We start from the raw sequence: 24,132 nt of genomic DNA, 5'->3' as shown, positions 1-24,132 counted from the left end.
CAGGACCGGTTGGGCGTGGCGCCGCGCTGGCGCGCGGCGCGGGTGCGGCCAGCCCGTCGGGCTGGAGCAGGCTGTATCGTAAACCTGAAATCAGAAGAAGCTTGCGAAGAAGTGCTTGCGGGGCAGGTCTGCCCCTCAAGGCGCGATCTTCAGTGTACTCCGCCCTCCGCAGCGTCGCGGCTGAGCCGCGCGGACTGTCCTATTTGCGGGCCAGCGCGTGGTAGAGGTGGGTGAAGGTGGCGGCGCCAAGGATCGGGACCACCAGGTTCAGCAGCGGCACCGACAGCGGCATCGCCATCAGCGTGCCGGCGGCCCAGATGGTGCCTGCGTGGCGGCGGCGCAGCTTCTTGGCCTCCGCCGTGCCGACACGGCGCGCCGCGGCAAGGGTGAAATATTCACGCCCCAGCAGGAAGCCGTTCAGCCCCCAGAAGATGAACAGCGCCGCAGGCGGAAACAGCACATAAAGGAACAGCGCCATGATATTGGCCGCGATCAGCAGGCCGAGGAAATTCACCGTGTCCCTGACCGCGTCCCAGAACGGCACCCTGGGGGCTGGCGGCAGGGCGGGGTAGTGCCTGTCCTCCACCGCCTGTGCCACCTCGTCCAGGAACATCGAGGTGATGGCCGAGGCCACCGGCACCATCAGGAAGACCGACAGCAGCAGCATGAGGAGCAGCGAGCCGATGGACAGAAGGTCGTCAAGCCAGGTGACCTCTCCCAGCAGCGGCACCGTCGCCTCGGGGCCGACCAGCCATTGGATCAGCACCAGAAAGCCCGCGTAGGCCGCGATCAGCAGGGCAACGGTCAGGCCCAGGCCCAGGAACAGCACCTTGCGGAAGCGCGGGTCGCCGGTCTGGCCGAGGGTTTTGAAAAAGGCGGTGAAGATCATGCGCTCATCCAGGTGGTGATTGCGTCAAGGTCCGGGCGCGGGCGCTCGGGCGGGGCGGTGCTTTCGGTGGCGATGTGGATGAGGCCTGCGATGCGCTCATTCTCCGCCAGGCCAAAGGCGGCCTCGCAAAAGCCGCGGTCATGGCTGGCCCAGCCGCTGAGCCAGTTGGCGCCCCAGCCGGCCGCCAGCGCGGCATTGAGCAGCGACAGGCATACCGCGCCGGCGGAGTAGCTCTGCTCGATGGCGGGCACCTTGGGGCTTGGGGTCTGCACCTCGACCACGGCCACGGCGAGCTGGCCCAGATCGAACTGGCTGCGGGCCTTGGCGATGTCCTCGGGGCTTTTGCCCAGGCGGGTGCCGGTTTCCTCGCACAGGGCGGCCAGCCGGGCCATGGCGGGCTGTTCCACCACGATGAAGCGCCAGGGTTCCAGCTTGCCATGATCCGGCGTGCGGGCGGCTGCGGTCAGGATCTCCCGCAGCTCCTCGCGCGCGGGGGCCGGGGCCACCAGCGTCTTGGCAGGGCGCGAGCGGCGCGACAGCAGGAATTCAAGAGCAGCGTCATTGCGTGCAGGCATATGTGAAACCTTTTTACATCTGGTGCTGCCTATCTCGGCAGGCAGGGAAGTTTTTTCAAGGGCCAACGGGCCTTGCGCGCGGGATCTGTGGTGCGCGGGCAGCAGGGCCGGGTTCCGCTGCCGGGGTGATAGCCGCGCTGGGCCGGCAAAGTCTATGGCCTTTGGCGCCGCGGCAGGGCAACAGTGGCGGCATGGGAAAGCCGAAGAAGAAAGACCTGCCGGATCTGAGCCATCTGTGCGTGCCGGGCACGGAAATTGCCGTGCGGGCCACGCCGAAGGCGGCGCGCAATGCGATTGTGGCGGCGGAGGGCGTCCTGAAAATCTCTGTCACCGCGGCGCCTGAGAACGGCAAAGCCAATGACGCCATCCGCCGGCTGCTGGCCGCGGCCATGGGAACGGCGGCCTCCCGCCTGGAGCTGCGCCGCGGCGCAGCCGCGCGCGACAAGCTGTTTGTCTATCAGGGGGCGGACTGACGCCTAGTCGTCGCCGGGCACCAGCCGGTAAACCCCTTCGGGCAGGTCCAGCGCCGCGGCCAGGTCGCGCACCTGAAGATGCGACAGGGTGATTTTCTGCACGCTGTCGGTGCGCGGATCGTATTGCTCGACCGTGACGCATTCTTCAAAGGAATTGATGGTCACATCCTCGGTGAGGGGGGCGCCGCCCTCATCCACCAGGGTGATGACCGTCGAGTCGAATTCATGTTCGATTGTAAACATGCCACCAGCCTGCACCGCGGCCCGGCTGCTGGCAAGACCTTGCAAACACGAGGTATCATACAGATCTAACGGCAATCTTCCGCCGCTGCCGCAATTGCTATCCCCCGGGCTTGCGCGGTATGTTGGCGCCAAATTGCAAAAGGATCTGCCATGCGCCGTTTTCTGTGTCTGTTTGCCCTTGCTGTCAGCGCCTGTAATGTGGCGATTGAGCCCGCCTCGCAGTCCGCGCCGGTTGTCCAGGCGCCGCGGGTGCAGGGGATGGCCCCCGGCGAGGCGCGCAGCGCCTTTGCCACCGTGTCCCGCCGGGTCGAGCCGGTGGCCGAGCGCGAGTGCCGCAGCCGCACCCAGGGGCTGAACTGCGATTTCCTGATCCGCATTGACCCCAACCCGAACGCAGCACCCAACGCCTACCAGAGCCTCGACCGCTCGGGGCGCCCGGTGATCACCTTCACCCAGCGGATGCTGGGGCAGATCGCCAACCATGACGAGCTGGCGTTTGTCATGTCGCATGAGGCCGCCCACCACATCCGCGGCCACCTGGCGCGGCAGGCGCAGAACTCCGCGCTGGTCAGCGCCGGTGCCGGGCTGATCACCGCGCTGGCAGGGGGCGGATCGTCCAGCGTGTCGACGGCGCAGGATATCGGCGGCTTCGTCGGGGCGCGCACCTATTCCAAGGATTTTGAGCTGGAGGCGGATGAGCTGGGCACCATCATCACCCATAAAGCCGGCTACCGGCCCAGCATCGGCGTGCGCTTCTTCAACCGCCTGCCGGATCCGGGCGACCGTTTCCTGGGCTCCCACCCGGCCAACCCCGACCGGGTGCGGGTGGTGCAGGCGACCATCGACCGCTACGGGCTGAACTGAGCATGGCGGACGGCAGGGACCAGGCCGCGCCTGCGCTGACGCGGCTTGGCGTGGTCCTGACCGACCGCGGCTCGCGCTATGCGGTGACCGGCGCGCCGGCCGCCTCGCGCCAGGACATCGACGCGGTGCTGGCGGAGCTCAAGACCGACCGCGCCTATGCCAAGGCGACCCACAACACCTGGGCGGCGGTGCTGCCAACGGGCGGGCTCAAGGCCGATGACGGCGAATCCGGCGCGGGCATGGTGATCCTGCGGATGATGGAGCGCGAGGGCCTCAGGGCCCATGTGATCATCGTCACCCGCTGGTACGGCGGCAAGAAGCTGGGCGGCGACCGCTTCCGCCGGGTGCAGGATGCGGTGCGTGCGTATTTCGACCACCTTGGCGCGAAATCCTTGTAAATTCTATCCCGTTTGACCTGAGTCAAATTCGCCCCGTCCGCACCCCGCTAAGCTGCACCCGGAATAAATGATTCCGGGAGAGCGCGATGACCACCCAAGCCGACCTGAAAAAGCACGCCGAGCTGTTTGACCGGATGGCCGCCACCGTCGGCCTGGACCTGGAAGAAGAGGCCGTGGCCGGCACCCTGCGGTTTGACGAGATTGCCGAGGCGGTGCTGCGCTGCACCCGCTGCGGCGGTGTCGGCGCCTGCCGCAAGTGGCTGGCCGACGGCCTGCGCCCCGGGGCAGAAGCCCCGGATTTCTGCCGCAACCGCGATCTGCTCGGGTATTTGAACGAGCAGCAGGCCTAACGCGTCCGCCCGGAACCCAATAGGAGTTCAAGATATGCAGCCATTGGGGGATCCCCTTTACCACCTGCGGCTGATGGCCCGGATGGGCCAGGCCACGGGCGCCGATCTGAGCGGCGCCTTTGCCGCCGGCAAGCTGAGCCACGAAGACTGGGCCGCCATGATCACCCGCTGCCGCGGCTGCGCGGTGCCGGATCAGTGCGAGGCCTTCCTGGCCGCTCATGAGCGCGCAGAGGCGCCGATGCCCGGCTGCCGCAATGCGGATGCGCTGGTTCAGCTGAAGGGCCGCGCCTGATGAAGGACATGGCAGCGGAGGCCGAAGGCCTTGGCAATATCTTCCGCCACCTGTGGCTGCTGCGCGCGGTGGCAGAGGCGGCGGGCATCGACCTGGACCGGGAAATGAAGGCCGGGCGTCTGAACGGGCTGGACTACGCGCGGATGGTGACCTCCTGCCGCGGCGCGGGCTGCAGCAAGTCCTGCGCCCTGTGGATCTCGTCGCGCCGCGATGAAGGCCCTGCAGTGCCGGACTTCTGCCCCAGTGCAGATCTGTTCAAGCGGCTGATGCCCTGACCCCGTAACAGACCCGCCCCGCAAGCCCGGCTTGCGGGGCTTTCTGCTCCAGTTCAGCCCGGTGCAGCTTGGCTGGTTAGAGTTTTGAATGCGTGCCGTCGCACAGCGGCTTCTTCCCCGAATGCTTGCAGCCGCAGAAGAACACCTTGCCGTCCTTTTCCGCCTTATACTTCACCGGCTCGAAGTCCGTGCCCTTGTGTGAGCCATCGCAGAACGGCTGCCGCGAGGACTTGCCGCAGGCGCACCAGAAATAGGTCTTTCCCTCCGTCACCTCGACGGGGAAGGGGGCTTTCTGGGCGATTTCCGGAGTGTCTGTCATGGCTGGGGGATCTCCCTGGCTGGTTGGCGTTTGGGGAGAGCGTAGCAGGGTTTTGGTTTGAGTGGAGGGGCAGATAGCCGCAAGCCCGCGCAAAGCGCGGGCAGCGTCCGACCCTCCCGTCAAACCGTAGGTTTGCCTCCGGGAAAACGGAGAGGGCGCTTCGCACCCACCCAGCGTCAGGCGCTGGGGTGGAAGCAATACTTAGATGCCACCTTCCTTAACAAGTGTCTTTTGAATTCTAGCTAACATCTTTCCTAGAGCAGCAGAATAAATGGCTGTGTCTACGGATTTGCGCAAGTTCAGCAAATTGTCCGTGCTAGCAACCAAAGAAATGGCCATATTTTAACCTGGGTCAACCATACCGGCGTCAGACTGCCCAACCAAATGAACGTTTTTGGAGGATTCTGAAACTCCCAAGCCACGATATGGTGGCACAAAACTGGCGTGGACTTCCTGATGTGCGAACTTTGTCCAAGGTTGTAGGTGCTCTAACCCTGTTTGTTTTTCAATTTTGTCAAATGTAACCCTGGCTTTCGGAGATTTGAAGCTAAAGAACGGCCTTGCCCATCCCAAGTCTTCTTTCATTTCATCGCCATATAGGCGCAGCACTTCCTCGTAGCTTTCATTGATATGGCGACGCTCTTTTTCTTCGAAGGGTTGAAGGTTTGCCTTCACTCGGCGAAGTTCATACCGATCTGCTGCACGCTTCGATTGGCAGATTCGAGCGGCAATATAGCGTTCAGCTATCTTATTACCTGCAAGGGTAAGAAATCTCCCAATAGTCGCCAGTTCATGCAAAGTGCGCCAACGTGCCATAGCCCCATCTGGAAACCCTGCGCGCATTAAAGCTAGTATTTCCTTTGAAACACGCAGGCTTCTAGCATGGAGGGTTGTGATTGCTTCGCACAACGAACTTCCGATATTGTCTGATTCTTGCCAGATATAGTCTTTGGCAAAACTTCCTAATTCACTGCAAGTATGAATCAAAACATCAAGTTCTCGGAAACTCGCTTCCCAGCGTAGCTCGTTCCTTATCTGAAAATCTTTTCTGCTTGCAGTAACTTCCTCTTGAAGGTCCTTTGTTTTCGAAAAGACGTTTGCGGAGAATGAGTCACTTACTTCGGCGATCAATTTGCTCGCGGTGGCTTCTATTTGGTCAAAAAAATCTGAATTTGTTGCGCCGTTAGCTTCTAGTTTTTGGACTTCTTCTAAGACGACCTGATGAAAACGGTCTAACGAAAATGCGTTTTTCCCCACAAGTCGTACTCCCCGGCCTCATCAACCTCAACGGTGACCATATCGCCGACTTTCAACTCTTCAACCCCCTCATCAATGAACAAGTTGCCGTCGATCTCCGGCGCGTCGGCCTTGGTGCGGCAGGTGGCGATGCCGTCCTCGTCGATGTCGTCCACAATCACCTGCATCGTCTGGCCGACCTTGGCCGCCAGCTTGGCCTCAGAGATCGCCTGGGCCTTCTCCATGAACCGCTCCCAACGCTCCTGCTTGACCTCTTCCGGCACATGGTCCGGCAGATCGTTCGACCGCGCGCCGTCGACGTTTTCGTATTTAAAGCAACCCACTCTATCCAGCTGCGCCTCGTCCATCCAGTCGAGCAGGTGCTGGAACTCCGCCTCGGTCTCGCCGGGGAAGCCGACGATGAAGGTGGAGCGCAGGGTGATGTCCGGGCAGGTCGCGCGCCAGGCGTTGATCTCGTCCAGCGTCTTGGCCGCCGCGGCGGGGCGGGCCATGCGGCGCAGCACATCCGGGTGGGCGTGCTGGAAGGGGATGTCCAGATAGGGCAGCAGCGCGTTCTCGGGGTCCGCCATCAGCGGGATCAGCTCGCGCACATGCGGGTAGGGGTAGACATAGTGCAGCCGCACCCACAGCTCATCCGCCGGGGCCAGCTTGCCCAGCTCGCGGGAGAGGTCCTGGATGTGGCTGCGCACTTCCCCGCCTTTCCACGGATGGGCGGAATACTTGCGGTCGAGGCCATAGGCGGAGGTATCCTGGCTGATCACCAGGAGCTCGCGCACCCCGGCCTCCACCAGCTTCTCCGCCTCGCGCAGCACGGCGTGGACGGGGCGTGAGGCCAGCTTGCCGCGCATGTCCGGGATGATGCAGAACTTGCACTTGTGGTTGCAGCCCTCGGAAATCTTCAGATAGCTGAAGTGCCGCGGGGTCAGTTTCACGCCCGCCGCAGGCAGCAGGTCCACGTAAGGATTGGGCGAGGGCGGCACCGCGGAATGCACCGCGTCCAGCACCTGCTCATATTGGTGCGGGCCGGTCACGGCGTGGATGCGCGGGTGATGCTCGCGGATATAGTCCGGCTCGGCGCCCAGGCAGCCGGTCACGATCACCTTGCCGTTTTCCTTCAGCGCTTCGCCAATCGCCTCCAGGCTTTCGGCTTTGGCGCTGTCGAGGAAGCCGCAAGTGTTGACGATCACCGCGTCCGCGCCTGCGTAATCGGGCGAGATGCCATAGCCCTCGGCGCGCAGCCGGGTCAGGATGCGCTCGCTGTCCACCAGCGCCTTGGGGCAGCCGAGCGACACCATGCCGAGGGTCGGCTGGCCGTCACGGGGCGCCTCGCGGAACTGCGGTTCCGGGGCAAGGTCGGGGCGGAGGCTGGGCGGGTTGCTGGACGGGGTACTGGTCATCCGCGCGCATATATCAGGAATGCGGCAGGAGGCAAGGAAAACGGAGGGTGCCAGGCGTGCACCCCCTGTACACCCCCTGTGCACCCCCTGTGCACCAGGGGCTGCATTTTCCCCTTGCCCGGACGATAGGCCGGGCAGCCCCCGACCTCCCTGTCAAACGGGAGGTTTGCCTCCAGCAAAACGGGAGGGGGCTTCACCCCCACCCGAGGCCGGGGGCTGCCCTCCGTTAGGTGTTGAAGCCAGAGCGCCAAAGCCCGTAGCCTGCGGCAAAGGTGATTTGCATGACGAGAGCGATTGATGCGTGACGAGATTGAAGCACCGGAGGCCCCAGCCGCCCCGCAGCCCAAGTTGAAGCCCGCCAATGAGAACCCCTGGTATGTGCTGATGACGCTATATGGGGATGATCATGAGCGTAATCGTCTAGTGTGGAACGCTTGGGCCGGTCAAGCTTTAACCGTCGGCGAGCGGAATGCACTTGTAGAAAAAGGGATGGCCAGTGCCTTAGATGTGGAAAATTTGCACGCATTGCAACAAAAAATCACTGCAACGTTTAAGAGTGAATTTGCGAGAAGAAATGTTGCAAAGAGCGATATTCCGGAGTTACCCAATCCAAATCATCCAGTTCGTTTGGCAAAGATATACGTAGAAGAAGAGGTGAACCTTAGTGGTCGAATATTTCCAAGAGGATTACATCTCTCTAACGTGCGGTTCGGGAAGAATTTTTTTGCTGAGTTCTCAAGTTTTGAAGAGGTTTGCTCTGCGAGTAAGGTGGAGTTTGAAGGGAAGGTATCCTTTTTTGGGGCTGAATTCGGATCAGATTCAAATTTTTCATGCTTTTTCAAAAGGGAGGTGACTTTTGAATATTCACGTTTTAAAGGCCAAGTGACTTTTAAATCTACATTCGGTGGCGATGCAGACTTCCGCAAGGGAAAATTTGTAGATGAGGTGAATTTCCTTGATGCAGTCTTTGAAGGGAGCTCCAACTTCAATGCTGCAAACTTCAGCGGGCGCGTTAAGTTTTCGGGGGTCAGTTTTGGAAGGCCTTCAAGTAGTCAGCCGAATTCGCCAAGCTTCAGGGATTGCCAGTTCCAACATCCCACCTCGTTTCACCAAGCAGTATTCTGGAACGCTTATCCAGACTTTTCGGGGGCGATCCTTCACGACAAGACTACATTTACAGCCCGCCGAACGCCAACCGAATCCGAAGTGAAGTCAAGTAGCAGTCTGAAGGGAGCCTTATACTGGCCTGATCATACGCAACAAGACCCGGAAAGCGTTCGTGAAACTTGTTCAACCATCCGCCACATCCTCGCCAAGCAAGGCCTCCCCGAAGACGAACACTTCTTCTTCCGCCGGGAGATGCATTTTGCCGGGAAAATCGGCTCTCTCTGGCAGCGGCTGCCTTATCTGCTGTTCGGCCTGTTCTCTGAATACGGCTACTCCATCCTGCGGCCAACTCTGTGGCTCTTAGGCGTCTGGGCCTTGGGCTTTGCCGCCTTCTGGGGCTATCTTTCCGGCTGCTGCGTGCCAGCACCCGATACCGTGATCGAGCGCCCGATGGGATCGGCCATGGCGCTGAGCTTTTCCAACCTGTTTCCGCTGTTCGGGTTCGGACGGGTCTATTTCGGCGCAGAGTTCATGATGAGGCTGCCCGCGGTGCTGAAAACCCTCGCAGGCCTCCAGACCGTCGCCAGCCTGCCGCTGTTGTTCTTCCTCGGCCTTGGCCTGCGGCAGCGGTTCCGGTTGCGGTAATCCCTCGTCTTAAACGCGCGAAGCCGTGATGCGGGAAGCGGCTTCCTGCATTGCACCCCTCTCCCCACCGGGTAAGCTGGGGGAAAGACCCTCGGGGAACAGGGGGACAAGGCATGAGGAGTGGGCCGATGAAGCTGATAATCCGGGTTGTGATGGCGCTGGTGCTGACGGTTGCGGTGGTGGCGGGGCTGGTGCTGCTGCTGCCGGGCGAGAAGGTCGCGCGGCTGGCCGCCGATCAGCTGGAGGCGCAGACCGGGCGGCAGCTGGGGCTTGGCGGCAAGGTGAGCTTTACCTTCTGGCCGGTGCTGGGGGTCAAGGCGGATGCGGTGACGCTGTCCAATGCGGACTGGGCCGGGCCGGAGCCGATGCTGCGGGCGGAGCGGGTGACCATCGGCGTGGCGGCGGCGGATCTGCTGCAGGGCAACGTGCGGGTCACTGAGATCTCTGCCATCCTGCCGCATCTGAACCTGGCCACCAACGCGGACGGCATCGGCAACTGGGTCTTTGGCAGCGGCGCGGCGGCAGGCAGCACCGGGTCAGGCGAGGGTTCCGGGACGCCGCTGCGGATCGAGGCGGTGGAGCTGACGGGCGCCTCCCTGCGCTATACGGCGCATGGGGAAAGGCCGGTCGAGATGAGGAATGCCGATCTCAGCCTGCTGTGGCCGGAGCCTGACGGCACCGTCAATGCCAAGGCGACCCTGCGCCCGGCGGGCGAGCCGGTGGAGATCGACGCGGAAATCGGCACCTTTGCGGCGTTTCTGGCCGGCGAGGTCTCCTCTGTCGGCGCCACGGTGACGGCGCCCGGCGGCAAGGGGCGGTTTGACGGCCATGCCGATATCAATGGCGAGGCCAGCGGGCGGCTGACCTTCGGCGCCGAGAATGCCGTGCAGACCGGGGGGGCGCTGGGGGTATTCCTGCCGGACGCGCTGGCGCAGAAGGTAGTGTTCGGCGCCGATGTGACCTATACCGCCGACGGGCGTCTGTCGATGCGCGACCTGGCGGTTGAGCTGGGCCGGAACAAGCTGAGCGGGGCGGCGGATGTGGAATTTGCCAAGCGCCCGCAGATTACTGCCCGGCTGCAGGGCGGGGCGCTGGATTTCGCGGCCGTCACGGGCGCGGAGAAGCCGGACAGCCGCAGTGTTGCGACAGAGGGCTGGTCCCGGCAGGAGATCGACGCCTCGGCGCTGGGGCTGGCCGATGCCACGGTGGATCTGTCGTTTGACAGCCTGGACACAGGCAGCGTCAAGCTGGGGCCAAGTCAGGTGAACGTGACGGTCAAGCGCAAGCGGGCGGTGGTGAAGCTCCTGCCGGCCTCGATGTTCGGCGGCCAGGTGAAGGGGCGGCTGGTGGCCAACAACCGCGACGGGTTTTCGGTGGACGGCAAGCTGTCCTTCAGCGGCGTCCGGCTGGAGCGCGCCCTGGGCGAGACCGCAGGCTACCGCCGTCTTAACGGGACGGCGCTGGGCGAGCTGGAGTTCCTCGGCTCCGGCAGTTCGGTGGACGCGATCATGCGGTCGCTCAGCGGCGAGGGCCGGCTGGAAGCGGGCAAGGGGTTCTTCACCGGGTTCGATCTGGAGCAGCTGATGCGGTCCGGCGGCAATGGCGGCAGCACCGTGTTCGACCAGCTGACGGCGAGCTATACGATCGAGGGCGGCAACCTCAGAAACCAGGACCTCCTGGTGCTGCTCAAGGGGTTCCGCGCCGGTGGCAAGGGCCGGATCGGGCTGGGCGCGCGGGATCTGGACTATCTGTTCACGCCGCAGCTGGTGCGGGCGGGCGGCGATCAGGTTCTGACCATCCCGGTGCGCATCCGCGGCAGCTGGGAGGATCCGGACATCCGCCCGGATTTCAGCCAGGCACTGCAGCCGAAGCTGGACGGCATCGAGCAGGAGGCCAAGGACCGGGTGCGCCAGAAGCTGAGCGAGGAGCTGGATACAGAGATCGCGCCGGAACAGGACCTGAACGACCTGCTGAAGCAACGGATCGAGCAGGAAGCCCGCGACCAGCTGCTGAAGCTGTTGGGCGGCGACTAAGCCCCCCAGCCGGAAGCCGGGTCAAGGAGGGGCGAAGGCCCCCGGGCAACGTCCGGCCTGTCCTGGACGCGGCTGCAGGCGCCTTACGCTTGATTTGGCGCATCAAAGGACAAAACTGCCCTTGGATCGCGTCTCCGCAAAAGAAAAAGCGCCCGCCGAAGGCGGGCGCGGATCGCCTGCGTCAGCAGGCGAAATAACTCTTGATCAGGGCATCAGATGGTCTGGTCGTAGTCACCCACCAGCGGCTCGGTGCGGATCACCGCGTCGATATCGGCAAAGATCGCCCGCATCTCCGCCTCGCTTTCAGAGCTTTCGCAGACCACCACCAGGTTCGGTGTGTTGGACGACGCCCGCACCAGCCCCCAGGAGCCGTTGTCGAGGATAACCCGGGCGCCGTTCACGGTGACGACTTCCTTGATCGCGCGGCCGGCCAGCTGTTCGCCCGCCTCATGCTTGGCCACCAGCTTCTGCACCAGCCGCTCCAGCACACTGTATTTCTCGGTGTCGGCGCAATAGGGCGACATGGTCGGGGTGGACCAGGTCTTGGGCAGCGCCTTGCGCAGGTCGGACATCGACTGGTCCGGGTTGCGGTCCAGCATCTTGCAGACCTCTACCGCGACCCGCATGCCGCAGTCGTAGCCGCGGCCCACTGGTTCGGCCAGGAAGTAGTGGCCGGACTTCTCGAAACCCGCCAGCGCGCCGATCTCCTTGACCCGCCGCTTCATGTGGCTGTGGCCGGTCTTCCAGTAATCCGCGGTGACACCGTTCTTTTTCAGCTCAGGGTCAGAGGCAAACAGGCCGGTGGATTTCACATCCGCGACAAAGGTGGAGTTCGGATAGAGCTTGCTGAGGTCGCGGGCCATGATCACGCCCACCTTGTCGGCAAAGATCTCCTCGCCCTCGTCATCGACCACGCCGCAGCGGTCGCCGTCGCCGTCAAACCCCAGTGCCAGATCGGCGCCCGAGGCCTTCACCGATGCCGACATGTCGTGCAGCATCTCCATGGCTTCCGGGTTCGGGTTGTAATGCGGGAAGGTGTAGTCCAGCTCGTTGTGGCTCTCGACCACTTCCACACCCATGCGGGCGAACAGCTCCGGCGCAAAGGCCGAGGCTGTGCCGTTGCCTGTGGCGCAGACCACCTTGAGCGGGCGGGACATTTTGAAATCGCCCACCAGATCGTCGAGGTAGGCCTCTTTCACGCCATCCACGAACTCATAAGAGCCGCCGGGTGCGGGCTGGCCTTCGCCGTTCAGCACGATATCGCGCAGCTCGCCCATCTCGTCGGGGCCGTGGGTCAGCGGGCGGTCAAAGCCCATCTTGACACCGGTCCAGCCGTTGGGGTTGTGCGACGCGGTGACCATGGCGACCGCGGGCACATCCAGGTGGAACTGGGCGAAATAGGCCATCGGCGACAGGGCCGGGCCGATGTCCTTGACCTGAATGCCGGCCTGCATCAGGCCCAGGATCAGGGCGTTTTTGATGGCCAGCGAATAGTCGCGGTAGTCGTTGCCGACGGCGATCACCGGCGCGATGCCGCGCTTGCGCATCTGGGTGCCAAGGCCCAGGCCAAGCGCGGTCATGCCGGGGAGGTTGATCTCCTCCGGGTATTTCCAGCGGGCGTCATATTCGCGGAAACCCGTCGGCTTGATCATCGCGTCGCGCAGAAAGCTCCAGGTGTTCGGGGTCACCTCAGGCTGCGGTTTGGTCATGTCTGAAATACTCTTAATTGGGTCAAATACGGATGGGGTCAGCCTTGGCCAGCGCATCAAAGCGCATCAGGCTTTCAATCAGCTGCGGCATCTGGTCGAGGTAGATCATGTTCGGCCCGTCCGACGGCGCGCTGTCCGGGTCCTGATGGGTCTCGATGAAGACCGCAGCGATGCCCAGCGACACTGCCGCCCGCGCCATCAGCGGCGCGAATTCGCGCTGGCCGCCGGTGGAGCCGCCCTTGCCGCCGGGCTGCTGCACCGAATGGGTGGCGTCCATCACCACCGGGTAGCCGCCCTGCGCCATCTGCGGCAGCGAGCGCATGTCCGCGACCAGCGTGTTGTAGCCAAAGGAGGTTCCGCGCTCAGTCAGCAGGATGTTTTCGTTGCCGGTGCTTTCGACCTTGGCGACCACATTGGCCATGTCCCAGGGCGCCAGGAACTGGCCCTTCTTGATGTTCACCGCCTTGCCGGTGTTGCCTGCGGCCAGCAGCATGTCGGTCTGGCGGCACAGGAAGGCCGGGATCTGCAGGATGTCCACGGCCTCAGCCGCCACCGCGCATTGTTCCTCGGTGTGCACATCGGTCAGCACCGGCACGCCGAATTCGCTGCGGATGGTGTCCAGCACCTTCAGCCCCTCGTCGATGCCAAGACCGCGCTTGCCCGAGAGCGAGGTGCGGTTGGCCTTGTCATAGGACGCCTTGAACACGAACTGGGCGCCTGCCTTGTCGCAGGCTTCCTTGAGCCGCCCGGCGATCATCCTGGCGTGGTCTGCGGTTTCCAGCTGGCAGGGGCCGGCAATAAGTGTCAGCGGACAATCATTCCCGATGGTGAGGCCGGCGGTATCGATTTTTTTCATGAGCTTCCGATAGCTTTACGATGAGACCTGCTCCCGCAGGATAGACGCGGTAAGCGAACACATCAGGTAGATACCGGAAAAGATCAGGAAAGCCAAAACGGTATTCTCGAACTTGCGCGGATAGGAGGGCTCCTGGCTTGGCACCGGCTCCACCGCGGTGGTCAGGTAGCGGACCTGGCGGTTGGCCTCCAGCCGGGTGGTTTCCACTTGCTGCAAGGCCGATTGCAGCATCAGGTCGCGGGTGGCGAGGTCTGCCTGGGCCATCTGAATCTGGATGCGCAGGTTGGCAAGCGAATTTTCGCCGGCCGAGGCATCGACCATCCGGTTGTTGAGGCTGGCGATCACCGCCTCCAGCCGCCGGATGTCCGCCTCGGCACCGGACACCTTGGCCCGGTTGGGGCGGGCGTTATCCTGCAGGGCGGCCAGTTCCAGCCGTTTCTCCTCAAGCTGGATTTCAAAGGTGCCGATCTGCTGGCGCAGCGACGCCACCACACCCTCAGGGTCCAGCACGGAACCCTGCTGCTGCAGCACCACCAGCCGCTGCTGCGCAGCGCGGCGCTGGGCTTCGGCTTCGTCCAGGGCAGCCTCGGCCTCGGACATCTGATCCGCACGCTTCTGCTGCGACAGGCTGTTCACCTTCTCCTGGGCATAGGAAATCAGCTTGCGCGAAAACTCTGCCGCGGCCTCGGGGTCGGCGGCGGAGACTTCCATCCGCACCACGCCTTCAGTCGGGTCATAGCCGATCTTCACGTTGCGGCTGTAGGTGGCATAGGCCTCCTCGTTGGTGGGGGCGCTCTCCAGCCGCTGGATCGGGTCCAGCCAGTCCTGGGTGAAATGCGCCTTGAAGCCGGCCTCGCGGTCCAGCCGCAGCATGGCCTCCTTGGACATCAGGTAGCTTTGCACCGCGATCGAATCCTGGCTGGTGGCAAACTGGGTGCCCGACAGCAGCCCGCCGACGCCGCCGGCCGCGCTGTCGGCCTTGAGCACCAGAAACTCGGATTTCGACGAATACATCGGTGTCGCCACCGAATAGAAGTAAAAGCCTGCGGCCAGTGTCGGCAGGACCACAAAGAACGCGAGCCGGGCCGCCAGCAGCGACAGCTTGCGGCGGCGGCGGCGGGCGATGTCGCGCTGGATTTCCTGGATTTCGCGGTTGCGCCGTTCTGCCGGGCTCAGCTCGGCCGAGGGCAGGTTGGTCTTGGCGGCGGGCACTGTCTGCGGCAGCTGGACAGAGCCCGGCGCCTGCGGCGCGCCTGCGGGCTGCGCCTTGTTCTGGGGCACCACCAGCTCCAGCAGGTTGGCGCGGGCGAACGGGTCGATGCCGCGCTCGCGCAGCATCCGCACCGCCTCGAAATCGGAGGTGGCGTCCAGGTTGTGCTTTTGCGCCATGCGCCGGGCCAGGCGCAGCTGGCGGCCGGTCAGCCCTTCGCGGCGGATCGCCTCGATATCGGTTTCCATGCTGGCCTCGCGGGCGGAGCTGACCATGCCGGACAGCGGCGCGGCGCCGGCCCCGTCACGCTCAGCTGCAGGGGGGGGCGCCGCGGCCCGGGCGGCAGCGGCGCCTGCGGCCTGCGGCTCAGGCCGGGCGTGCGCCTGCGCGGCCACGGCGGCCGCGCCCTGTGCCGCCGGCGCGGCCCCGGCTTCGCGGGATCCGGCCGCAGCGGGGCTGCGGCGGATGCGGAATTTTTTAGCTCTCGGTTTCGTAGTCATAGAGCTGTTTCGCTTCTTCCAAAGTGTCAAACATATGCAGCTGTCCCTGCAGCAGGACCGCCGCGGAACGGGCAAACTTCTCCAGCGTCTTGGCCTGGTGCGAGACGATGATGATGGTGGTGGTCTGCAGGCGCTCCTGCAGGATCTCGCCGGCCTTGCGGTTGAACTCGACGTCGGTGGTGCTGGGCATGCCTTCGTCGATCAGGTAAATGTCGAAATCCAGCGCCAGCATCAGCGAAAAGCTGAACCGCGCCCGCATGCCCGAGGAATAGGTGCCGATCGGCTGGTCGAAATACTCCCGCAGGCCGCACAGCCAGCGGCAGTAGGCCTCGACGTAATCCGGGTCCAGCCCGTAAAGCTTGGCGATATAGCGGCAGTTTTCCATCGCCGACAGGCGGCTGATCACCCCGCCCATGAAGCCGAGGGGGAAGGAAATCTTGCAGTTGCGGCGGATTTCGCCCTCATCCGGCTTTTCCAGCCCGGCCATCATGTTGATCAGCGTGGTCTTGCCGGTGCCGTTCGGGGCCAGCACGCCCAGCGACTTGCCCGGCTCGACGCGGAACGACACGCGGTCAAGGATCACCTTGCGCTGGGTTCCCGTCCAGAAGGACTTGCTGACGTTTTCAAATTCAAGCATTGCTTGGTCCGGTGCTGCCCGTGCGGCCCCGCAAGGGGGGCTCTGTCTGCCTCAAGTTGCGCGGGCATTCTTGTGTGCCCGCGTCTCTTTCTTATCAAAAGAGTGTTAATGGCCTACGCGGCGAATTTGGCCTTATTATGTCGAATTGTGTCATAGATATTCAACGAAGTTTTAACCATTTGCCCCGCAACCGGCCTGTCCGCCCGGTTTTCAGGGGGCGGGCCAAAGCAGCGGGGCGGGGCATGACTGTTTCCCAGGATGAAACAATGGACGGCAGCCGGCAGCTTAAGGCGCAGATTCGCAACTGCCGGATCTGTGCGGAGCGCTTTGCCGCCACCGCCACCGCGCATGCGCCGCGGCCGGTGGTCTGGTTCCGCCCCTCCGCCCGGATCCTGATCGCGGGGCAGGCGCCGGGCGCGCGTGTGCACGGCAGCGGCCGGCCGTTTACTGATCCCTCCGGCGACCGGCTGCGCGCCTGGCTGGGGATGACCGAGGCGGAGTTTTACGACAAGGACCGGGTGGCGGTGGTGCCGATGGGGTTCTGTTTTCCGGGTTATAACGAGAAAAAAGCCGACCTGCCGCCCCCGGCGGTCTGCGGCAAAACCTGGCATCATCTGGTGATGGCGCAGTTGCCGCAGGTCCGGCTCAAGGTGCTGGTGGGGGCGCATGCGCAGCGCTATCACCTGGGGGTGAAGGCGCCGGTCACAGAGCTGGTGCGCGGCTGGCGGGATCATGCGCCGCAGGTCTTCCCCTTGCCGCATCCGTCCTGGCGTAATACCGCATGGCTGAAGAAAAACCCCTGGTTCGAGGCCGAACTGCTGCCGGTGCTGCAGGCCCGGGTGAAGGAGCTGATGCAATGACAGATGAAACCCCGCTGGATCTGGCCCATGCCGCGATGGAGGCAGCACCCGCCGAGGATGCCGCCCGCCTGCGGTTTTACGAGCGGCTGGCCGATGCAGAGCTGTTTTTGATGCTGGCGGCGGAAGCGGAGGGGGAGCAGATTTCGCCGGAGCTGTTCGAGACGCCAGACGGGGCCTTTGTGCTGGTGTTCGACCGCGAGGAGCGGCTGGCGGATTTTGCAGGCCAAGCGGTGCCTTACGCGGCGCTGTCGGGCCGGGTGATTACGCAGATGCTGGCCGGGCAGGGCATTGGCCTGGGGCTGAACCTGGAGGTGGCGCCCTCGGCCATCCTGATCCCGGCGGAGGCGGTCGGCTGGCTGAACCAGACGCTGGGCCACGCGCCGGATGAGGTGGAGGCCGCGGTGGAGATGTTCACCGCGCCCAAGGGCCTGCCGGAGGCGCTGCTGACGGCGCTGGATGCCAAGCTGGCCACCGCGGGCGGGCTGGCGGCGGCGGCTTATCTTGCAGGCGTGCGCTATGCCGGCGGCGGGCAGGGGCATCTCTTGGGCTTTGTCGGCGCCAAAGAAGCCGCGCAGCCGTCGCTGGCCAAGGCGGCAAGCGAGGCGCTCACCTTTTCCGGCATCGAGGCCGGGGCGATGGATGTGGCGTTCTTCGATGCGGATGACCCGGCGGCGGCCAAGCTTGCCCGCGCAGGGCTGCGCTTTGACCTGCCGCAGCCGCAAGCGCCGCAGGAGTACACTCCAGTGACGCCGGGCAGCGACCCCGATAAACCGCCGCGCCTCAAGTAGCCCGGCCTCGCCGCCCGCCGTTTTCGCCTTATCTGCTGCTGCAAGGGCGTGGCCAGGCGCCATGCCCGGCGATCCAGCAGGGAGGGAGAGAACGATGTCCATCAGACAGACAGCACATGACTTCTGCGAGGCCTGTGATGCAGGCAAGGGGTGGGACGTCTGCAAGGAATGGTGCGTGGAGGATGCCACGTTCTCTGTCCAGGCGGATGCGCTGGCGGAGATCAAGTCGCTTGCGGATTATACCGAATGGGCCAAGGGGCTGCTGACCCCGATGCCGGACGCCCATGCCGAGTTCAAATCCCTGGCGGTGGATGAGGACGCCAGCCGCGCGATCCTGTTTGCGGTGTTCCACGGCACCCACACGGTAGATGCCGGAAACGGCGCTCCGACGGGTAAAAAAGTGGCCTCGGATTACGTCTATGTGCTGGATTTCGACGGGCCGAAGATCCGCCATATGACAAAGGTCTGGAACGATGTGCATGCCCTGACGCAATTGGGCTGGATGTAGGGCCGCACATTGAAAACGCCCGCGGTGCCGCGGGCGCTGGGGTCATTTTAAAGGGCGGAGCGGTTACTCCGCCGCCGGTTCCAGTTTGTCCTGAGTCCGGGTCTCGAAGTCGCTGGCGTCGTGGCGCTCATGCAGCTGCATGTGCGGCTCGCCGAAGGAGCGGTTCACCATGCGGCCGCGCTGCACCGCCGGACGGGCGTCGATCGCCTTGGCCCAGCGGACCACGTTGGTATAGCTTTCCGCGTCCAGGAATTCGGCAGCATCGTAAAGGCGGCCCAGAACCAGCTGGCCGTACCACGGCCAGATCGCGATGTCGGCAATGGTATAGTCCTCACCGGCGATATAGGTGCGCTCCGCCAGCTGACGGTCCAGCACGTCCAGCTGGCGCTTGGCTTCCATTGCAAATCGGTCGATCGGGTACTGCCACTTCTCCGGCGCGTAGGCGTAGAAATGGCCGAAGCCGCCGCCCAGATAGGGCGCGCTGCCCATCTGCCAGAACAGCCAGTTCAGGGTCTCGGTGCGGGCCGGGCCGTCCTTGGGCAGGAAGTCCCCGAAGGTCTCTGCCAAATGCACCAGGATCGAGCCGCTCTCGAACACCCGCACCGGCTCTGCGCCGCTGCGGTCCATCAGCGCCGGGATCTTGGAGTTCGGGTTGATCTCGACAAAGCCGGAGCCGAACTGGTCGCCCTCGCCGATGTCGATCAGCCAGGCGTCATATTCGGCGCCCGCGTGGCCCTTGGCCAGCAGCTCCTCCAGCATCACGGTGACCTTCACCCCGTTCGGAGTCGCCAGCGAGTACAGCTGCAGCGGGTGCTCGCCGACCGGCAGTTCCTTGTCATGGGTGGCGCCGGCAACGGGGCGGTTGGTGGAGGCAAACTGGCCGCCATTGCCTTTTTCCCATTTCCAGACTTTCGGCGGGGTGTAGGAGGTATCGCTCATCTGTTGGGCCTTGTCCTGATTGTTCCTGTTCCGTGTCAATCGCACACGCTGGGGCGATCGGCTCCGGCTGAGATAAGGGGTTATTTGCAAATTCCAATGACTGGAAGGTCTGCGCGCGGAAATTTTACAATCCGCTCACGGGGCTCTCGTCTGCGGACACAGAGACGTGAGACCCCCTTCGCATTTGCTGCCGGGCCTATAATGTCGGTGCCGAAGCCGGAGAGCAAACCGGCGCCTGAGTTGAAACGATCACCAATGAAAGGGACGTTCCTATGAAGCGTTTTGTTATTGCTGCCGCGGCAGCGCTGTCCTTTGCCCTGCCGGCCTTTGCGGGGGAGCAATACGTCGACGGCACCGGCTATGCGGTGTCGGGCTATGACGTGGTCGCCTACCGCAGCCTGGAGATGAACCCGGTCGGCACGCCGCAGACCGCGCCGGTGCGCGGACACGCGGATTTCACCGCGGACTACAACGGCGCCACCTGGGCGTTCTCGAGTGCGGAGAACCGCGACAAGTTCCTGGAAAACCCGGCCTATTATGCGCCGCAGTATGACGGCCACTGCGCCTATGGCGTGTCCAAGGGCGGCAAGGTGCCGGCCAACCCGAACCTGTGGCGCATCGTCGATGACAAGCTGTACCTGAACATCACCGACGTTGTGGTCGGCTTCTGGGAGGAAGACATTCCGGGCAATATCAACCTGGCCGAAGGTAACTGGCCCGGGATTGAACCCAAGGCGGCCTCCGACAGCGTGATCCCCAAGTTCACCTCCGAAGGCCCGGTGGCGAACTGATTTGCAACTTGCAGGCAAGGCGAGGGCTTTGCCTGCAAGGCGCTCAATGTGAACTTCGAGCCTATTTTGCTAGTGTTTAGAAGGCTTTAAGCGTCCGCTATGGAGTGCCCTGCGGCTGCGGCTGAACGGAAGGCCCCGAACAAGTGCCGTGCAGTGCAACTGACGCCGTGCCTGCCAGAACCAAACAGACGGCGGGGGCCGCATAAACCGCGTGTTACTCAATTCCACCGGTCAAATCCTGCGCAAGCATCAGCGCATTGCCGTCGAGATCGTAGAAAGTCGCGGTTTTGACCATGCCCTCGACGACATCCGTCTCGCCATCAAATTTGACTTTGGCCTGCTCCAGTTTCTGCCGGGCCGAATCCAGATCAGCGATCCCGAAGACTGGCACGCAGTTGCCGGGGGCTGGCTTAGTGTGCTCGCCAAGGCCGATGGCGACACCTGGTGTGTTCGTCTGAACCTCGGACCAGCCCGCCTCATCGGCATGGTAGAGCAGCTCAAATCCCAACATGGTTTCGTACCACTTTGCGCTCGCATGGCGATCTTTGACTGACATTGCGATGGTGATGGTTTGATCGACTGCAACGAGTGGCATGGGCTTTCCTTATGATTCAAAATATACTAACTATACTTTATGGACATTGGAATGTTTGTCAACGTCACATCAAAGGCTTGGGCAATGCCCATACTCGCGTGCCTGCATTCGGGCGTGGCCGGACGGCAGGCGCCCCTATTGACTGCGACCGGTGCAGGCAGAACCGCCTTCGCGCAAAGCATGGATCACCTGATTGAAATCGGATTGATTGAACGGAATCCCGGGTATGGTCATCCGCTGCGCCCAGAATTCCGCCTTACACAGTCGGGAATTTCGGCGGCGGCCATTGCCCGTAAGATCTACGATGTTTCGGCAAAGGAAGATCAGCCTTTGCTGCGCCGCTCATGGACTTTGCCGATTCTGACATCGCTCCGCACACCAAGCCATTTCAGCGGCATCAAGCGGAACCTGCCGGCGATAACGGACCGGGCGTTGTCCCAGTCATTGAAATCCATGGAGTCAAAAAACTGGGTGTGCCGCAGCGTAGATGTCGCCGCCCGCCCGCCGAGGTCTATCTATTGCGCGGTGAACACTGGTGGCCTGATCAGCCAGATCATCGCGCCTGAAATTAGGTTCATTTGAAGAAACCGCCATTCGTTGATAGATGACGAGGGTCATGAACGTCTCGCGTGCAGGTCAAAGAGACTGAAAGGCCGCAAGGTCCCCCTCGGCGCAGACTGTACGCTGCTTGCCAGCCAATCAACACATGCAGGCCGTCTTGGAAGGCGGGAGGTCTCATAAAGCAAAAGCCCCGGACGCAATGCCGGGGCTTTGAAATCTCAAACTGCCGCCGGGTTCAGCGGCGGCGGTCGCGGCGCGAGGACATCGGCTGGAACGCCACGCCCACATGCGCCTCGCAATAGGGTTTGCCCTGCTGGGCGGGCAGGCCGCAGAACCAGAAGTCCTCGGTCGCCGGGTCGCCCACCGGCCACTTGCAGGTGCGCTCGGTCAGCTCCATCAGGCCCAGCTTCTTGGCTTTCTTCTCGACCTCGTTCACCTTGGCCAGCGCCTCGGGGCTGATTTCATTGGCCGAGGGCTGCGGCGGCAGCGGCTGGCCGGCCGGGATGATCTGGCGGCGCGCAGGCGTTGCGGGCTTGGCGTCGGCTGCGGGCTGGGCCGCGGCCGGGCGGGCCGGTTCGGTCTTGGGCTGCGGCTTGGGCTTGGGCGCGGCCGCAGGTTTTGGCGCGGCAGCGGCGGGGGCTGCTGCGGGCTTTTCCTTGGGTTCAGCCGCCTTGGCGCCGCCGCTGTTGCGGTTGGACAGGCCGAGCCGGTGCACTTTGCCGATCACGGCGTTGCGGGTCACTCCGCCCAGTTCTTTTGCGATCTGGCTGGCCGACTGGCCTTCGCCCCACATTTTCTTGAGCAGTTCGACGCGCTCGTCTGTCCAGGACATCTGTTGCCTTTCCAAGCTAATAGCGGCCCCAGGGGTTCTGCGGCCGCCATCATATTCCGTGTGATCGCTCTATTTTAATCACTGCGGGCGGAGTTACAAGGCATCTTGCGCCCCAAGCGGCAGCCGTTATGCAGGCAAGGCAGCAAAAAACACAAGGGGGCAGCATGGCGGATCGGGGATATCAGGTCGAACTGGGGGCGCGCAGGTTCGGGCAGGTGAACTGGCTGGGGCTCAAGGCGCTGGCCTGGCGCGAGGTGAAACGGTTCCTGGTGGTCTGGACCCAGACCCTGCTGGCGCCGCTGGTGACCGCGGCGCTGTTCCTGATGATCTTCAACATCGCCATCGGCCCGCGGCGCGGCGATGTGATGGGGGTGCCGTTCCTGACCTTCCTGGCGCCGGGCATCATGATGATGACGGTGATCCAGAATGCCTTTGCCAACACGTCGTCCTCGATCGTGATTGCCAAGGTGCAGGGCAATATCGTCGACACGCTGATGCCGCCGCTGTCGGGGCTGGAGATCCTGCTGGGCTACCTGGCGGGCGCGGTGGCGCGCGGCACGCTGGTGGCGCTGGGCATCGGGCTGGGGCTGATGGCGGTCTTGCAGATCGTGCCCGCGCATCCGCTGGCGGCGCTGCTGTTCATCGTGCTGGGCGCGGCCTTCCTGGGGGGCTTGGGGATCGTGGCCGGGGTTTTTGCCGACAAGTTCGACCAGATGGCGGCAATCACCAATTTCATCGTGACGCCCTTGGCGTTTCTGTCCGGCACCTTCTATTCGGTGGAGGCGCTGCCGCCGGTGCTCAAGGCGATCTCGCATCTGAACCCGGTGTTCTACCTGATCGACGGGGTGCGATTCGGGGTGATCGGCACTTCCGACAGCTCGCCCTGGCTGGGGCTGGCGGTCTGCAGCGGCGCGACCCTGGCAGTCTGCGCGCTGGCCTGGATGATGCTGCGCACCGGCTACCGGCTGAAGCCCTGACGCTGGCTGCCCGCGCCTGCGGTTCCCGCTAGGGGCTCAGTTTCCGGCCGCCGCCGCCCGGCCGGCGGGCGGGCGGACCCGCCCCTCCCGCCAGGCAAGCACGGCGGCCCCGGTCAGGATGATCACGGCGCCAAGGGCGGAAACCGCATCCGGCACCGCGCCAAAGCCCAGAAAGTCGTAAAGCGCCGCAAACACCAGCGTGGCATAGCTGAACGGCGCCACGAACGAGGCATCGGCCCGCGCCATGCCGTTGATGAAACAGGCCTGTGCGCAGGCCATCAGCAGACCCAGCGTTGCCAGCGCGCCCCATTGGCCCGGGCTGGGCATCTGCCAGACAGGCAGCACCGCGCAACTGGCAATCATCAGCCCTAGCAGGTTGTTGACCCAGAGGACCTGCAAGGGCGCCTCGCGGCCCGCCAGCTTCTTGATAAAGATCAGCTCCAGCCCCATCACTGCCGCCGCCCCAAGCGCCAGCAGCGCCGCGGGCTGGAAGCTGGCGGGCGTGGGCCGCAAAAGGATCATCGCGCCAATCATCGCAATCAGCGCCGCACCCCAGCGCCAGGGGCCGACCCGCTCTCCCAAGAGCGGAATGGCCAGCAGCATCCCGAAGACCGGGTTCAGAAATGTGATCGCGGTGGCGTCGGCCAGCGGGATATAGGCGACGGAGGCAAACATCAGCGTGACGCCCGCCCAGCCAAAGGAAGTGCGCCCGATGTGATAGCCCCAATGCGGCCGGGTGAACTTGGGCCGCAGGGCCAGCACCGCGGCCGAGATTGCCATGAAGGCGAACAGGAAGCGTCCATGGCTGATCTGCAACGGGTGCAGCGGGGCGCCCAGCAGATCCGTTCCCAGCGCCTTGGCCATCAGGGTGGTGCCGGCAATGAAGGTTGTCGCCGCCAGGATCAGGGCAGCGGCCAGAAGCGGGTTTTGCGGGGTGTCGCGGGTCATCGCCAAGCGGTGCGGCAAGCCGCCGCGGGATGCAAGGGGAAAGGTTTCGGCGGCCGGCGAACGCTTGAGGCGCAGACGGGGCGCTGCCCCGCAGGTCCGGAAAGAAGAAGGGCGCTGCCCCTCTTGGCCTGACGGCCAATTCACCCCGGAGTATTTCACCAAAGGTGAATGGGACGGGCTGCGCGCTGCGGCGGTTCGGCAGGGCGGACTGAACAAAAGGGGTTTTCTTTCGTTAAAACCTCCACTATGGAACCCCCCATGATCAAACGCGCAGATATCACCGTTTCGCGACGCCGACGCCGCC

General features: G+C 63.7%; 28 protein-coding genes. 14 read left to right on the top strand and 14 right to left on the bottom strand.

What is annotated here, in order from left to right; translation table 11 throughout:
- Positions 1 to 199: 199 nt before the first annotated feature.
- Positions 200 to 889 (bottom strand): EI24 domain-containing protein, encoded by a 690-nt coding sequence (locus CAER_RS0107765; protein ID WP_027234817.1) that lies wholly within the window; start codon positions 887 to 889, stop codon positions 200 to 202.
- Positions 886 to 1,464, bottom strand: coding sequence for a nitroreductase family protein (locus tag CAER_RS0107760; protein WP_027234816.1), 579 nt, complete (start codon positions 1,462 to 1,464; stop codon positions 886 to 888). The genes CAER_RS0107765 and CAER_RS0107760 overlap by 4 nt, the downstream gene beginning before the upstream one ends.
- A 191-nt stretch (positions 1,465 to 1,655) precedes the next feature.
- Here CAER_RS0107760 and CAER_RS0107755 point away from each other — a divergent pair, with 191 nt between their 5' ends.
- Positions 1,656 to 1,937: a DUF167 domain-containing protein gene (locus CAER_RS0107755; RefSeq protein ID WP_027234815.1), complete on the top strand. Its 282-nt coding sequence runs from the start codon at positions 1,656 to 1,658 to the stop codon at positions 1,935 to 1,937.
- Between the two features lie 3 nt (positions 1,938 to 1,940).
- Here the strand turns inward: CAER_RS0107755 and CAER_RS0107750 are convergent, their stop codons facing one another.
- Positions 1,941 to 2,180 (bottom strand): hypothetical protein, encoded by a 240-nt coding sequence (locus tag CAER_RS0107750; protein WP_027234814.1) that lies wholly within the window; start codon positions 2,178 to 2,180, stop codon positions 1,941 to 1,943.
- 150 nt (positions 2,181 to 2,330) lie between these two features.
- Here CAER_RS0107750 and CAER_RS0107745 point away from each other — a divergent pair, with 150 nt between their 5' ends.
- The 5 genes from CAER_RS0107745 (at position 2,331) to CAER_RS0107725 (ending at position 4,359) form a co-directional block, all read left to right on the top strand.
- Positions 2,331 to 3,044, top strand: coding sequence for a M48 family metalloprotease (locus tag CAER_RS0107745; RefSeq protein WP_027234813.1), 714 nt, complete (start codon positions 2,331 to 2,333; stop codon positions 3,042 to 3,044).
- A 2-nt stretch (positions 3,045 to 3,046) separates the two neighbouring features.
- Positions 3,047 to 3,442: a YigZ family protein gene (locus CAER_RS0107740; RefSeq protein WP_027234812.1), complete on the top strand. Its 396-nt coding sequence runs from the start codon at positions 3,047 to 3,049 to the stop codon at positions 3,440 to 3,442.
- A gap of 86 nt (positions 3,443 to 3,528) precedes the next feature.
- The gene (locus CAER_RS0107735) at positions 3,529 to 3,792 is read left to right on the top strand and encodes a DUF6455 family protein (protein WP_027234811.1); all 264 of its coding nucleotides are present in this window, start codon (positions 3,529 to 3,531) and stop codon (positions 3,790 to 3,792) included.
- Between the two features lie 34 nt (positions 3,793 to 3,826).
- A complete protein-coding gene (locus tag CAER_RS0107730) occupies positions 3,827 to 4,084 on the top strand; it encodes a DUF6455 family protein (protein WP_027234810.1) in 258 nt (85 codons plus the stop codon).
- Positions 4,084 to 4,359 carry a DUF6455 family protein gene (locus CAER_RS0107725; protein ID WP_027234809.1) on the top strand — a complete coding sequence of 92 codons (276 nt, stop codon included), beginning with the start codon at positions 4,084 to 4,086 and terminating at the stop codon, positions 4,357 to 4,359. The genes CAER_RS0107730 and CAER_RS0107725 overlap by 1 nt, the downstream gene beginning before the upstream one ends.
- Positions 4,360 to 4,435: 76 nt before the next feature.
- On the opposite strand, the gene CAER_RS0107720 is transcribed toward CAER_RS0107725, so the two are convergent.
- The 3 genes from CAER_RS0107720 to rimO form a co-directional block, all read right to left on the bottom strand.
- On the bottom strand, positions 4,436 to 4,678 hold the full coding sequence (locus CAER_RS0107720; protein ID WP_027234808.1) for a CDGSH iron-sulfur domain-containing protein: 243 nt from the start codon (positions 4,676 to 4,678) through the stop codon (positions 4,436 to 4,438).
- Positions 4,679 to 5,020: 342 nt separating this feature from the next.
- Complete coding sequence (locus CAER_RS29695; RefSeq protein ID WP_154667755.1) at positions 5,021 to 5,935, bottom strand: DUF5677 domain-containing protein; 915 nt, start codon at positions 5,933 to 5,935, stop codon at positions 5,021 to 5,023.
- A complete protein-coding gene (gene rimO, locus CAER_RS0107715) occupies positions 5,911 to 7,332 on the bottom strand; it encodes a 30S ribosomal protein S12 methylthiotransferase RimO (RefSeq protein WP_027234807.1) in 1,422 nt (473 codons plus the stop codon). Before rimO ends, CAER_RS29695 begins: the two co-directional genes overlap by 25 nt.
- Before the next feature lie 297 nt (positions 7,333 to 7,629).
- Between rimO and CAER_RS30490 the strand changes: the two genes are divergently transcribed.
- Together CAER_RS30490 and CAER_RS0107705 are read left to right on the top strand one after the other, a co-directional pair.
- Positions 7,630 to 9,084, top strand: a complete 1,455-nt coding sequence (locus CAER_RS30490; RefSeq protein ID WP_245597334.1) for a pentapeptide repeat-containing protein — start codon at positions 7,630 to 7,632, stop codon at positions 9,082 to 9,084.
- A 128-nt stretch (positions 9,085 to 9,212) separates the two neighbouring features.
- A complete protein-coding gene (locus CAER_RS0107705) occupies positions 9,213 to 11,117 on the top strand; it encodes an AsmA family protein (RefSeq protein ID WP_027234805.1) in 1,905 nt (634 codons plus the stop codon).
- Between the two features lie 212 nt (positions 11,118 to 11,329).
- Here the strand turns inward: CAER_RS0107705 and CAER_RS0107700 are convergent, their stop codons facing one another.
- From CAER_RS0107700 to CAER_RS0107685, 4 genes are read right to left on the bottom strand one after another with little or no spacing between them, the layout of a single operon-like run.
- A complete protein-coding gene (locus CAER_RS0107700; RefSeq protein WP_027234804.1) occupies positions 11,330 to 12,826 on the bottom strand; it encodes a phosphomannomutase/phosphoglucomutase in 1,497 nt (498 codons plus the stop codon).
- Between the two features lie 22 nt (positions 12,827 to 12,848).
- On the bottom strand, positions 12,849 to 13,682 hold the full coding sequence (kdsA, locus tag CAER_RS0107695; protein WP_027234803.1) for a 3-deoxy-8-phosphooctulonate synthase: 834 nt from the start codon (positions 13,680 to 13,682) through the stop codon (positions 12,849 to 12,851).
- Positions 13,683 to 13,697: 15 nt separating this feature from the next.
- Positions 13,698 to 15,392: a capsule biosynthesis protein gene (locus CAER_RS0107690; RefSeq protein ID WP_027234802.1), complete on the bottom strand. Its 1,695-nt coding sequence runs from the start codon at positions 15,390 to 15,392 to the stop codon at positions 13,698 to 13,700.
- Complete coding sequence (locus CAER_RS0107685) at positions 15,370 to 16,029, bottom strand: ABC transporter ATP-binding protein (RefSeq protein ID WP_027234801.1); 660 nt, start codon at positions 16,027 to 16,029, stop codon at positions 15,370 to 15,372. Before CAER_RS0107685 ends, CAER_RS0107690 begins: the two co-directional genes overlap by 23 nt.
- A 242-nt stretch (positions 16,030 to 16,271) precedes the next feature.
- Between CAER_RS0107685 and CAER_RS0107680 the strand changes: the two genes are divergently transcribed.
- The 3 genes from CAER_RS0107680 (at position 16,272) to CAER_RS0107670 (ending at position 18,185) form a co-directional block, all read left to right on the top strand.
- Positions 16,272 to 16,889 carry a uracil-DNA glycosylase family protein gene (locus CAER_RS0107680; protein WP_245597333.1) on the top strand — a complete coding sequence of 206 codons (618 nt, stop codon included), beginning with the start codon at positions 16,272 to 16,274 and terminating at the stop codon, positions 16,887 to 16,889.
- Positions 16,886 to 17,677: an SseB family protein gene (locus CAER_RS0107675; protein ID WP_027234799.1), complete on the top strand. Its 792-nt coding sequence runs from the start codon at positions 16,886 to 16,888 to the stop codon at positions 17,675 to 17,677. The genes CAER_RS0107680 and CAER_RS0107675 overlap by 4 nt, the downstream gene beginning before the upstream one ends.
- A 94-nt stretch (positions 17,678 to 17,771) precedes the next feature.
- Positions 17,772 to 18,185, top strand: coding sequence for an ester cyclase (locus tag CAER_RS0107670; protein ID WP_027234798.1), 414 nt, complete (start codon positions 17,772 to 17,774; stop codon positions 18,183 to 18,185).
- A gap of 63 nt (positions 18,186 to 18,248) precedes the next feature.
- Here CAER_RS0107670 and yghU read toward each other — a convergent pair whose 3' ends face one another.
- The gene (gene yghU, locus CAER_RS0107665; protein ID WP_027234797.1) at positions 18,249 to 19,124 is read right to left on the bottom strand and encodes a glutathione-dependent disulfide-bond oxidoreductase; all 876 of its coding nucleotides are present in this window, start codon (positions 19,122 to 19,124) and stop codon (positions 18,249 to 18,251) included.
- A gap of 272 nt (positions 19,125 to 19,396) precedes the next feature.
- Here yghU and CAER_RS0107660 point away from each other — a divergent pair, with 272 nt between their 5' ends.
- Positions 19,397 to 19,915: a YHS domain-containing (seleno)protein gene (locus CAER_RS0107660; RefSeq protein WP_027234796.1), complete on the top strand. Its 519-nt coding sequence runs from the start codon at positions 19,397 to 19,399 to the stop codon at positions 19,913 to 19,915.
- 214 nt (positions 19,916 to 20,129) lie between these two features.
- Here the strand turns inward: CAER_RS0107660 and CAER_RS0107655 are convergent, their stop codons facing one another.
- Complete coding sequence (locus CAER_RS0107655; protein WP_027234795.1) at positions 20,130 to 20,510, bottom strand: VOC family protein; 381 nt, start codon at positions 20,508 to 20,510, stop codon at positions 20,130 to 20,132.
- A 39-nt stretch (positions 20,511 to 20,549) separates the two neighbouring features.
- Between CAER_RS0107655 and CAER_RS0107650 the strand changes: the two genes are divergently transcribed.
- Positions 20,550 to 21,092, top strand: coding sequence for a winged helix-turn-helix transcriptional regulator (locus CAER_RS0107650; protein ID WP_027234794.1), 543 nt, complete (start codon positions 20,550 to 20,552; stop codon positions 21,090 to 21,092).
- Between the two features lie 214 nt (positions 21,093 to 21,306).
- On the opposite strand, the gene CAER_RS0107645 is transcribed toward CAER_RS0107650, so the two are convergent.
- Entirely contained in the window at positions 21,307 to 21,903 is a 597-nt protein-coding gene (locus tag CAER_RS0107645; RefSeq protein ID WP_027234793.1) for a GcrA family cell cycle regulator, read from the bottom strand.
- A 164-nt stretch (positions 21,904 to 22,067) separates the two neighbouring features.
- Here CAER_RS0107645 and CAER_RS0107640 point away from each other — a divergent pair, with 164 nt between their 5' ends.
- Positions 22,068 to 22,880 (top strand): ABC transporter permease, encoded by an 813-nt coding sequence (locus CAER_RS0107640; protein ID WP_027234792.1) that lies wholly within the window; start codon positions 22,068 to 22,070, stop codon positions 22,878 to 22,880.
- A 36-nt stretch (positions 22,881 to 22,916) separates the two neighbouring features.
- On the opposite strand, the gene CAER_RS0107635 is transcribed toward CAER_RS0107640, so the two are convergent.
- Positions 22,917 to 23,828: a DMT family transporter gene (locus CAER_RS0107635; RefSeq protein WP_027234791.1), complete on the bottom strand. Its 912-nt coding sequence runs from the start codon at positions 23,826 to 23,828 to the stop codon at positions 22,917 to 22,919.
- Between the last annotated feature and the right edge of the window lie 304 nt (positions 23,829 to 24,132).

It is taken from the genome of Leisingera caerulea DSM 24564, from assembly GCF_000473325.1.
Taxonomy (GTDB): Bacteria; Pseudomonadota; Alphaproteobacteria; order Rhodobacterales; family Rhodobacteraceae; genus Leisingera; species Leisingera caerulea.
The sequence above is the reverse complement of the archived record's forward strand: the minus strand, read 5'-3'. Positions and strand labels throughout refer to the sequence as shown.

Coding starts and splice junctions, on each gene's coding strand:
- CAER_RS0107635 (WP_027234791.1), bottom strand. CDS start 23,828: ATGACCCGCGACACCCCGCAAAACCCGCTTCTGGCCGCTGCCCTGATC.
- CAER_RS0107740 (WP_027234812.1), top strand. CDS start 3,047: ATGGCGGACGGCAGGGACCAGGCCGCGCCTGCGCTGACGCGGCTTGGC.
- CAER_RS0107690 (WP_027234802.1), bottom strand. CDS start 15,392: ATGACTACGAAACCGAGAGCTAAAAAATTCCGCATCCGCCGCAGCCCC.
- rimO (WP_027234807.1), bottom strand. CDS start 7,332: ATGACCAGTACCCCGTCCAGCAACCCGCCCAGCCTCCGCCCCGACCTT.
- CAER_RS0107660 (WP_027234796.1), top strand. CDS start 19,397: ATGAAGCGTTTTGTTATTGCTGCCGCGGCAGCGCTGTCCTTTGCCCTG.
- CAER_RS0107765 (WP_027234817.1), bottom strand. CDS start 889: ATGATCTTCACCGCCTTTTTCAAAACCCTCGGCCAGACCGGCGACCCG.
- CAER_RS0107755 (WP_027234815.1), top strand. CDS start 1,656: ATGGGAAAGCCGAAGAAGAAAGACCTGCCGGATCTGAGCCATCTGTGC.
- CAER_RS0107700 (WP_027234804.1), bottom strand. CDS start 12,826: ATGACCAAACCGCAGCCTGAGGTGACCCCGAACACCTGGAGCTTTCTG.
- CAER_RS30490 (WP_245597334.1), top strand. CDS start 7,630: ATGCGTGACGAGATTGAAGCACCGGAGGCCCCAGCCGCCCCGCAGCCC.
- CAER_RS0107730 (WP_027234810.1), top strand. CDS start 3,827: ATGCAGCCATTGGGGGATCCCCTTTACCACCTGCGGCTGATGGCCCGG.
- yghU (WP_027234797.1), bottom strand. CDS start 19,124: ATGAGCGATACCTCCTACACCCCGCCGAAAGTCTGGAAATGGGAAAAA.
- CAER_RS0107745 (WP_027234813.1), top strand. CDS start 2,331: ATGCGCCGTTTTCTGTGTCTGTTTGCCCTTGCTGTCAGCGCCTGTAAT.
- kdsA (WP_027234803.1), bottom strand. CDS start 13,682: ATGAAAAAAATCGATACCGCCGGCCTCACCATCGGGAATGATTGTCCG.
- CAER_RS0107645 (WP_027234793.1), bottom strand. CDS start 21,903: ATGTCCTGGACAGACGAGCGCGTCGAACTGCTCAAGAAAATGTGGGGC.
- CAER_RS0107720 (WP_027234808.1), bottom strand. CDS start 4,678: ATGACAGACACTCCGGAAATCGCCCAGAAAGCCCCCTTCCCCGTCGAG.
- CAER_RS0107680 (WP_245597333.1), top strand. CDS start 16,272: ATGACTGTTTCCCAGGATGAAACAATGGACGGCAGCCGGCAGCTTAAG.
- CAER_RS0107685 (WP_027234801.1), bottom strand. CDS start 16,029: ATGCTTGAATTTGAAAACGTCAGCAAGTCCTTCTGGACGGGAACCCAG.
- CAER_RS0107655 (WP_027234795.1), bottom strand. CDS start 20,510: ATGCCACTCGTTGCAGTCGATCAAACCATCACCATCGCAATGTCAGTC.
- CAER_RS0107760 (WP_027234816.1), bottom strand. CDS start 1,464: ATGCCTGCACGCAATGACGCTGCTCTTGAATTCCTGCTGTCGCGCCGC.
- CAER_RS0107705 (WP_027234805.1), top strand. CDS start 9,213: ATGAAGCTGATAATCCGGGTTGTGATGGCGCTGGTGCTGACGGTTGCG.
- CAER_RS0107675 (WP_027234799.1), top strand. CDS start 16,886: ATGACAGATGAAACCCCGCTGGATCTGGCCCATGCCGCGATGGAGGCA.
- CAER_RS0107640 (WP_027234792.1), top strand. CDS start 22,068: ATGGCGGATCGGGGATATCAGGTCGAACTGGGGGCGCGCAGGTTCGGG.
- CAER_RS0107650 (WP_027234794.1), top strand. CDS start 20,550: ATGGACATTGGAATGTTTGTCAACGTCACATCAAAGGCTTGGGCAATG.
- CAER_RS0107750 (WP_027234814.1), bottom strand. CDS start 2,180: ATGTTTACAATCGAACATGAATTCGACTCGACGGTCATCACCCTGGTG.
- CAER_RS0107735 (WP_027234811.1), top strand. CDS start 3,529: ATGACCACCCAAGCCGACCTGAAAAAGCACGCCGAGCTGTTTGACCGG.
- CAER_RS0107725 (WP_027234809.1), top strand. CDS start 4,084: ATGAAGGACATGGCAGCGGAGGCCGAAGGCCTTGGCAATATCTTCCGC.
- CAER_RS0107670 (WP_027234798.1), top strand. CDS start 17,772: ATGTCCATCAGACAGACAGCACATGACTTCTGCGAGGCCTGTGATGCA.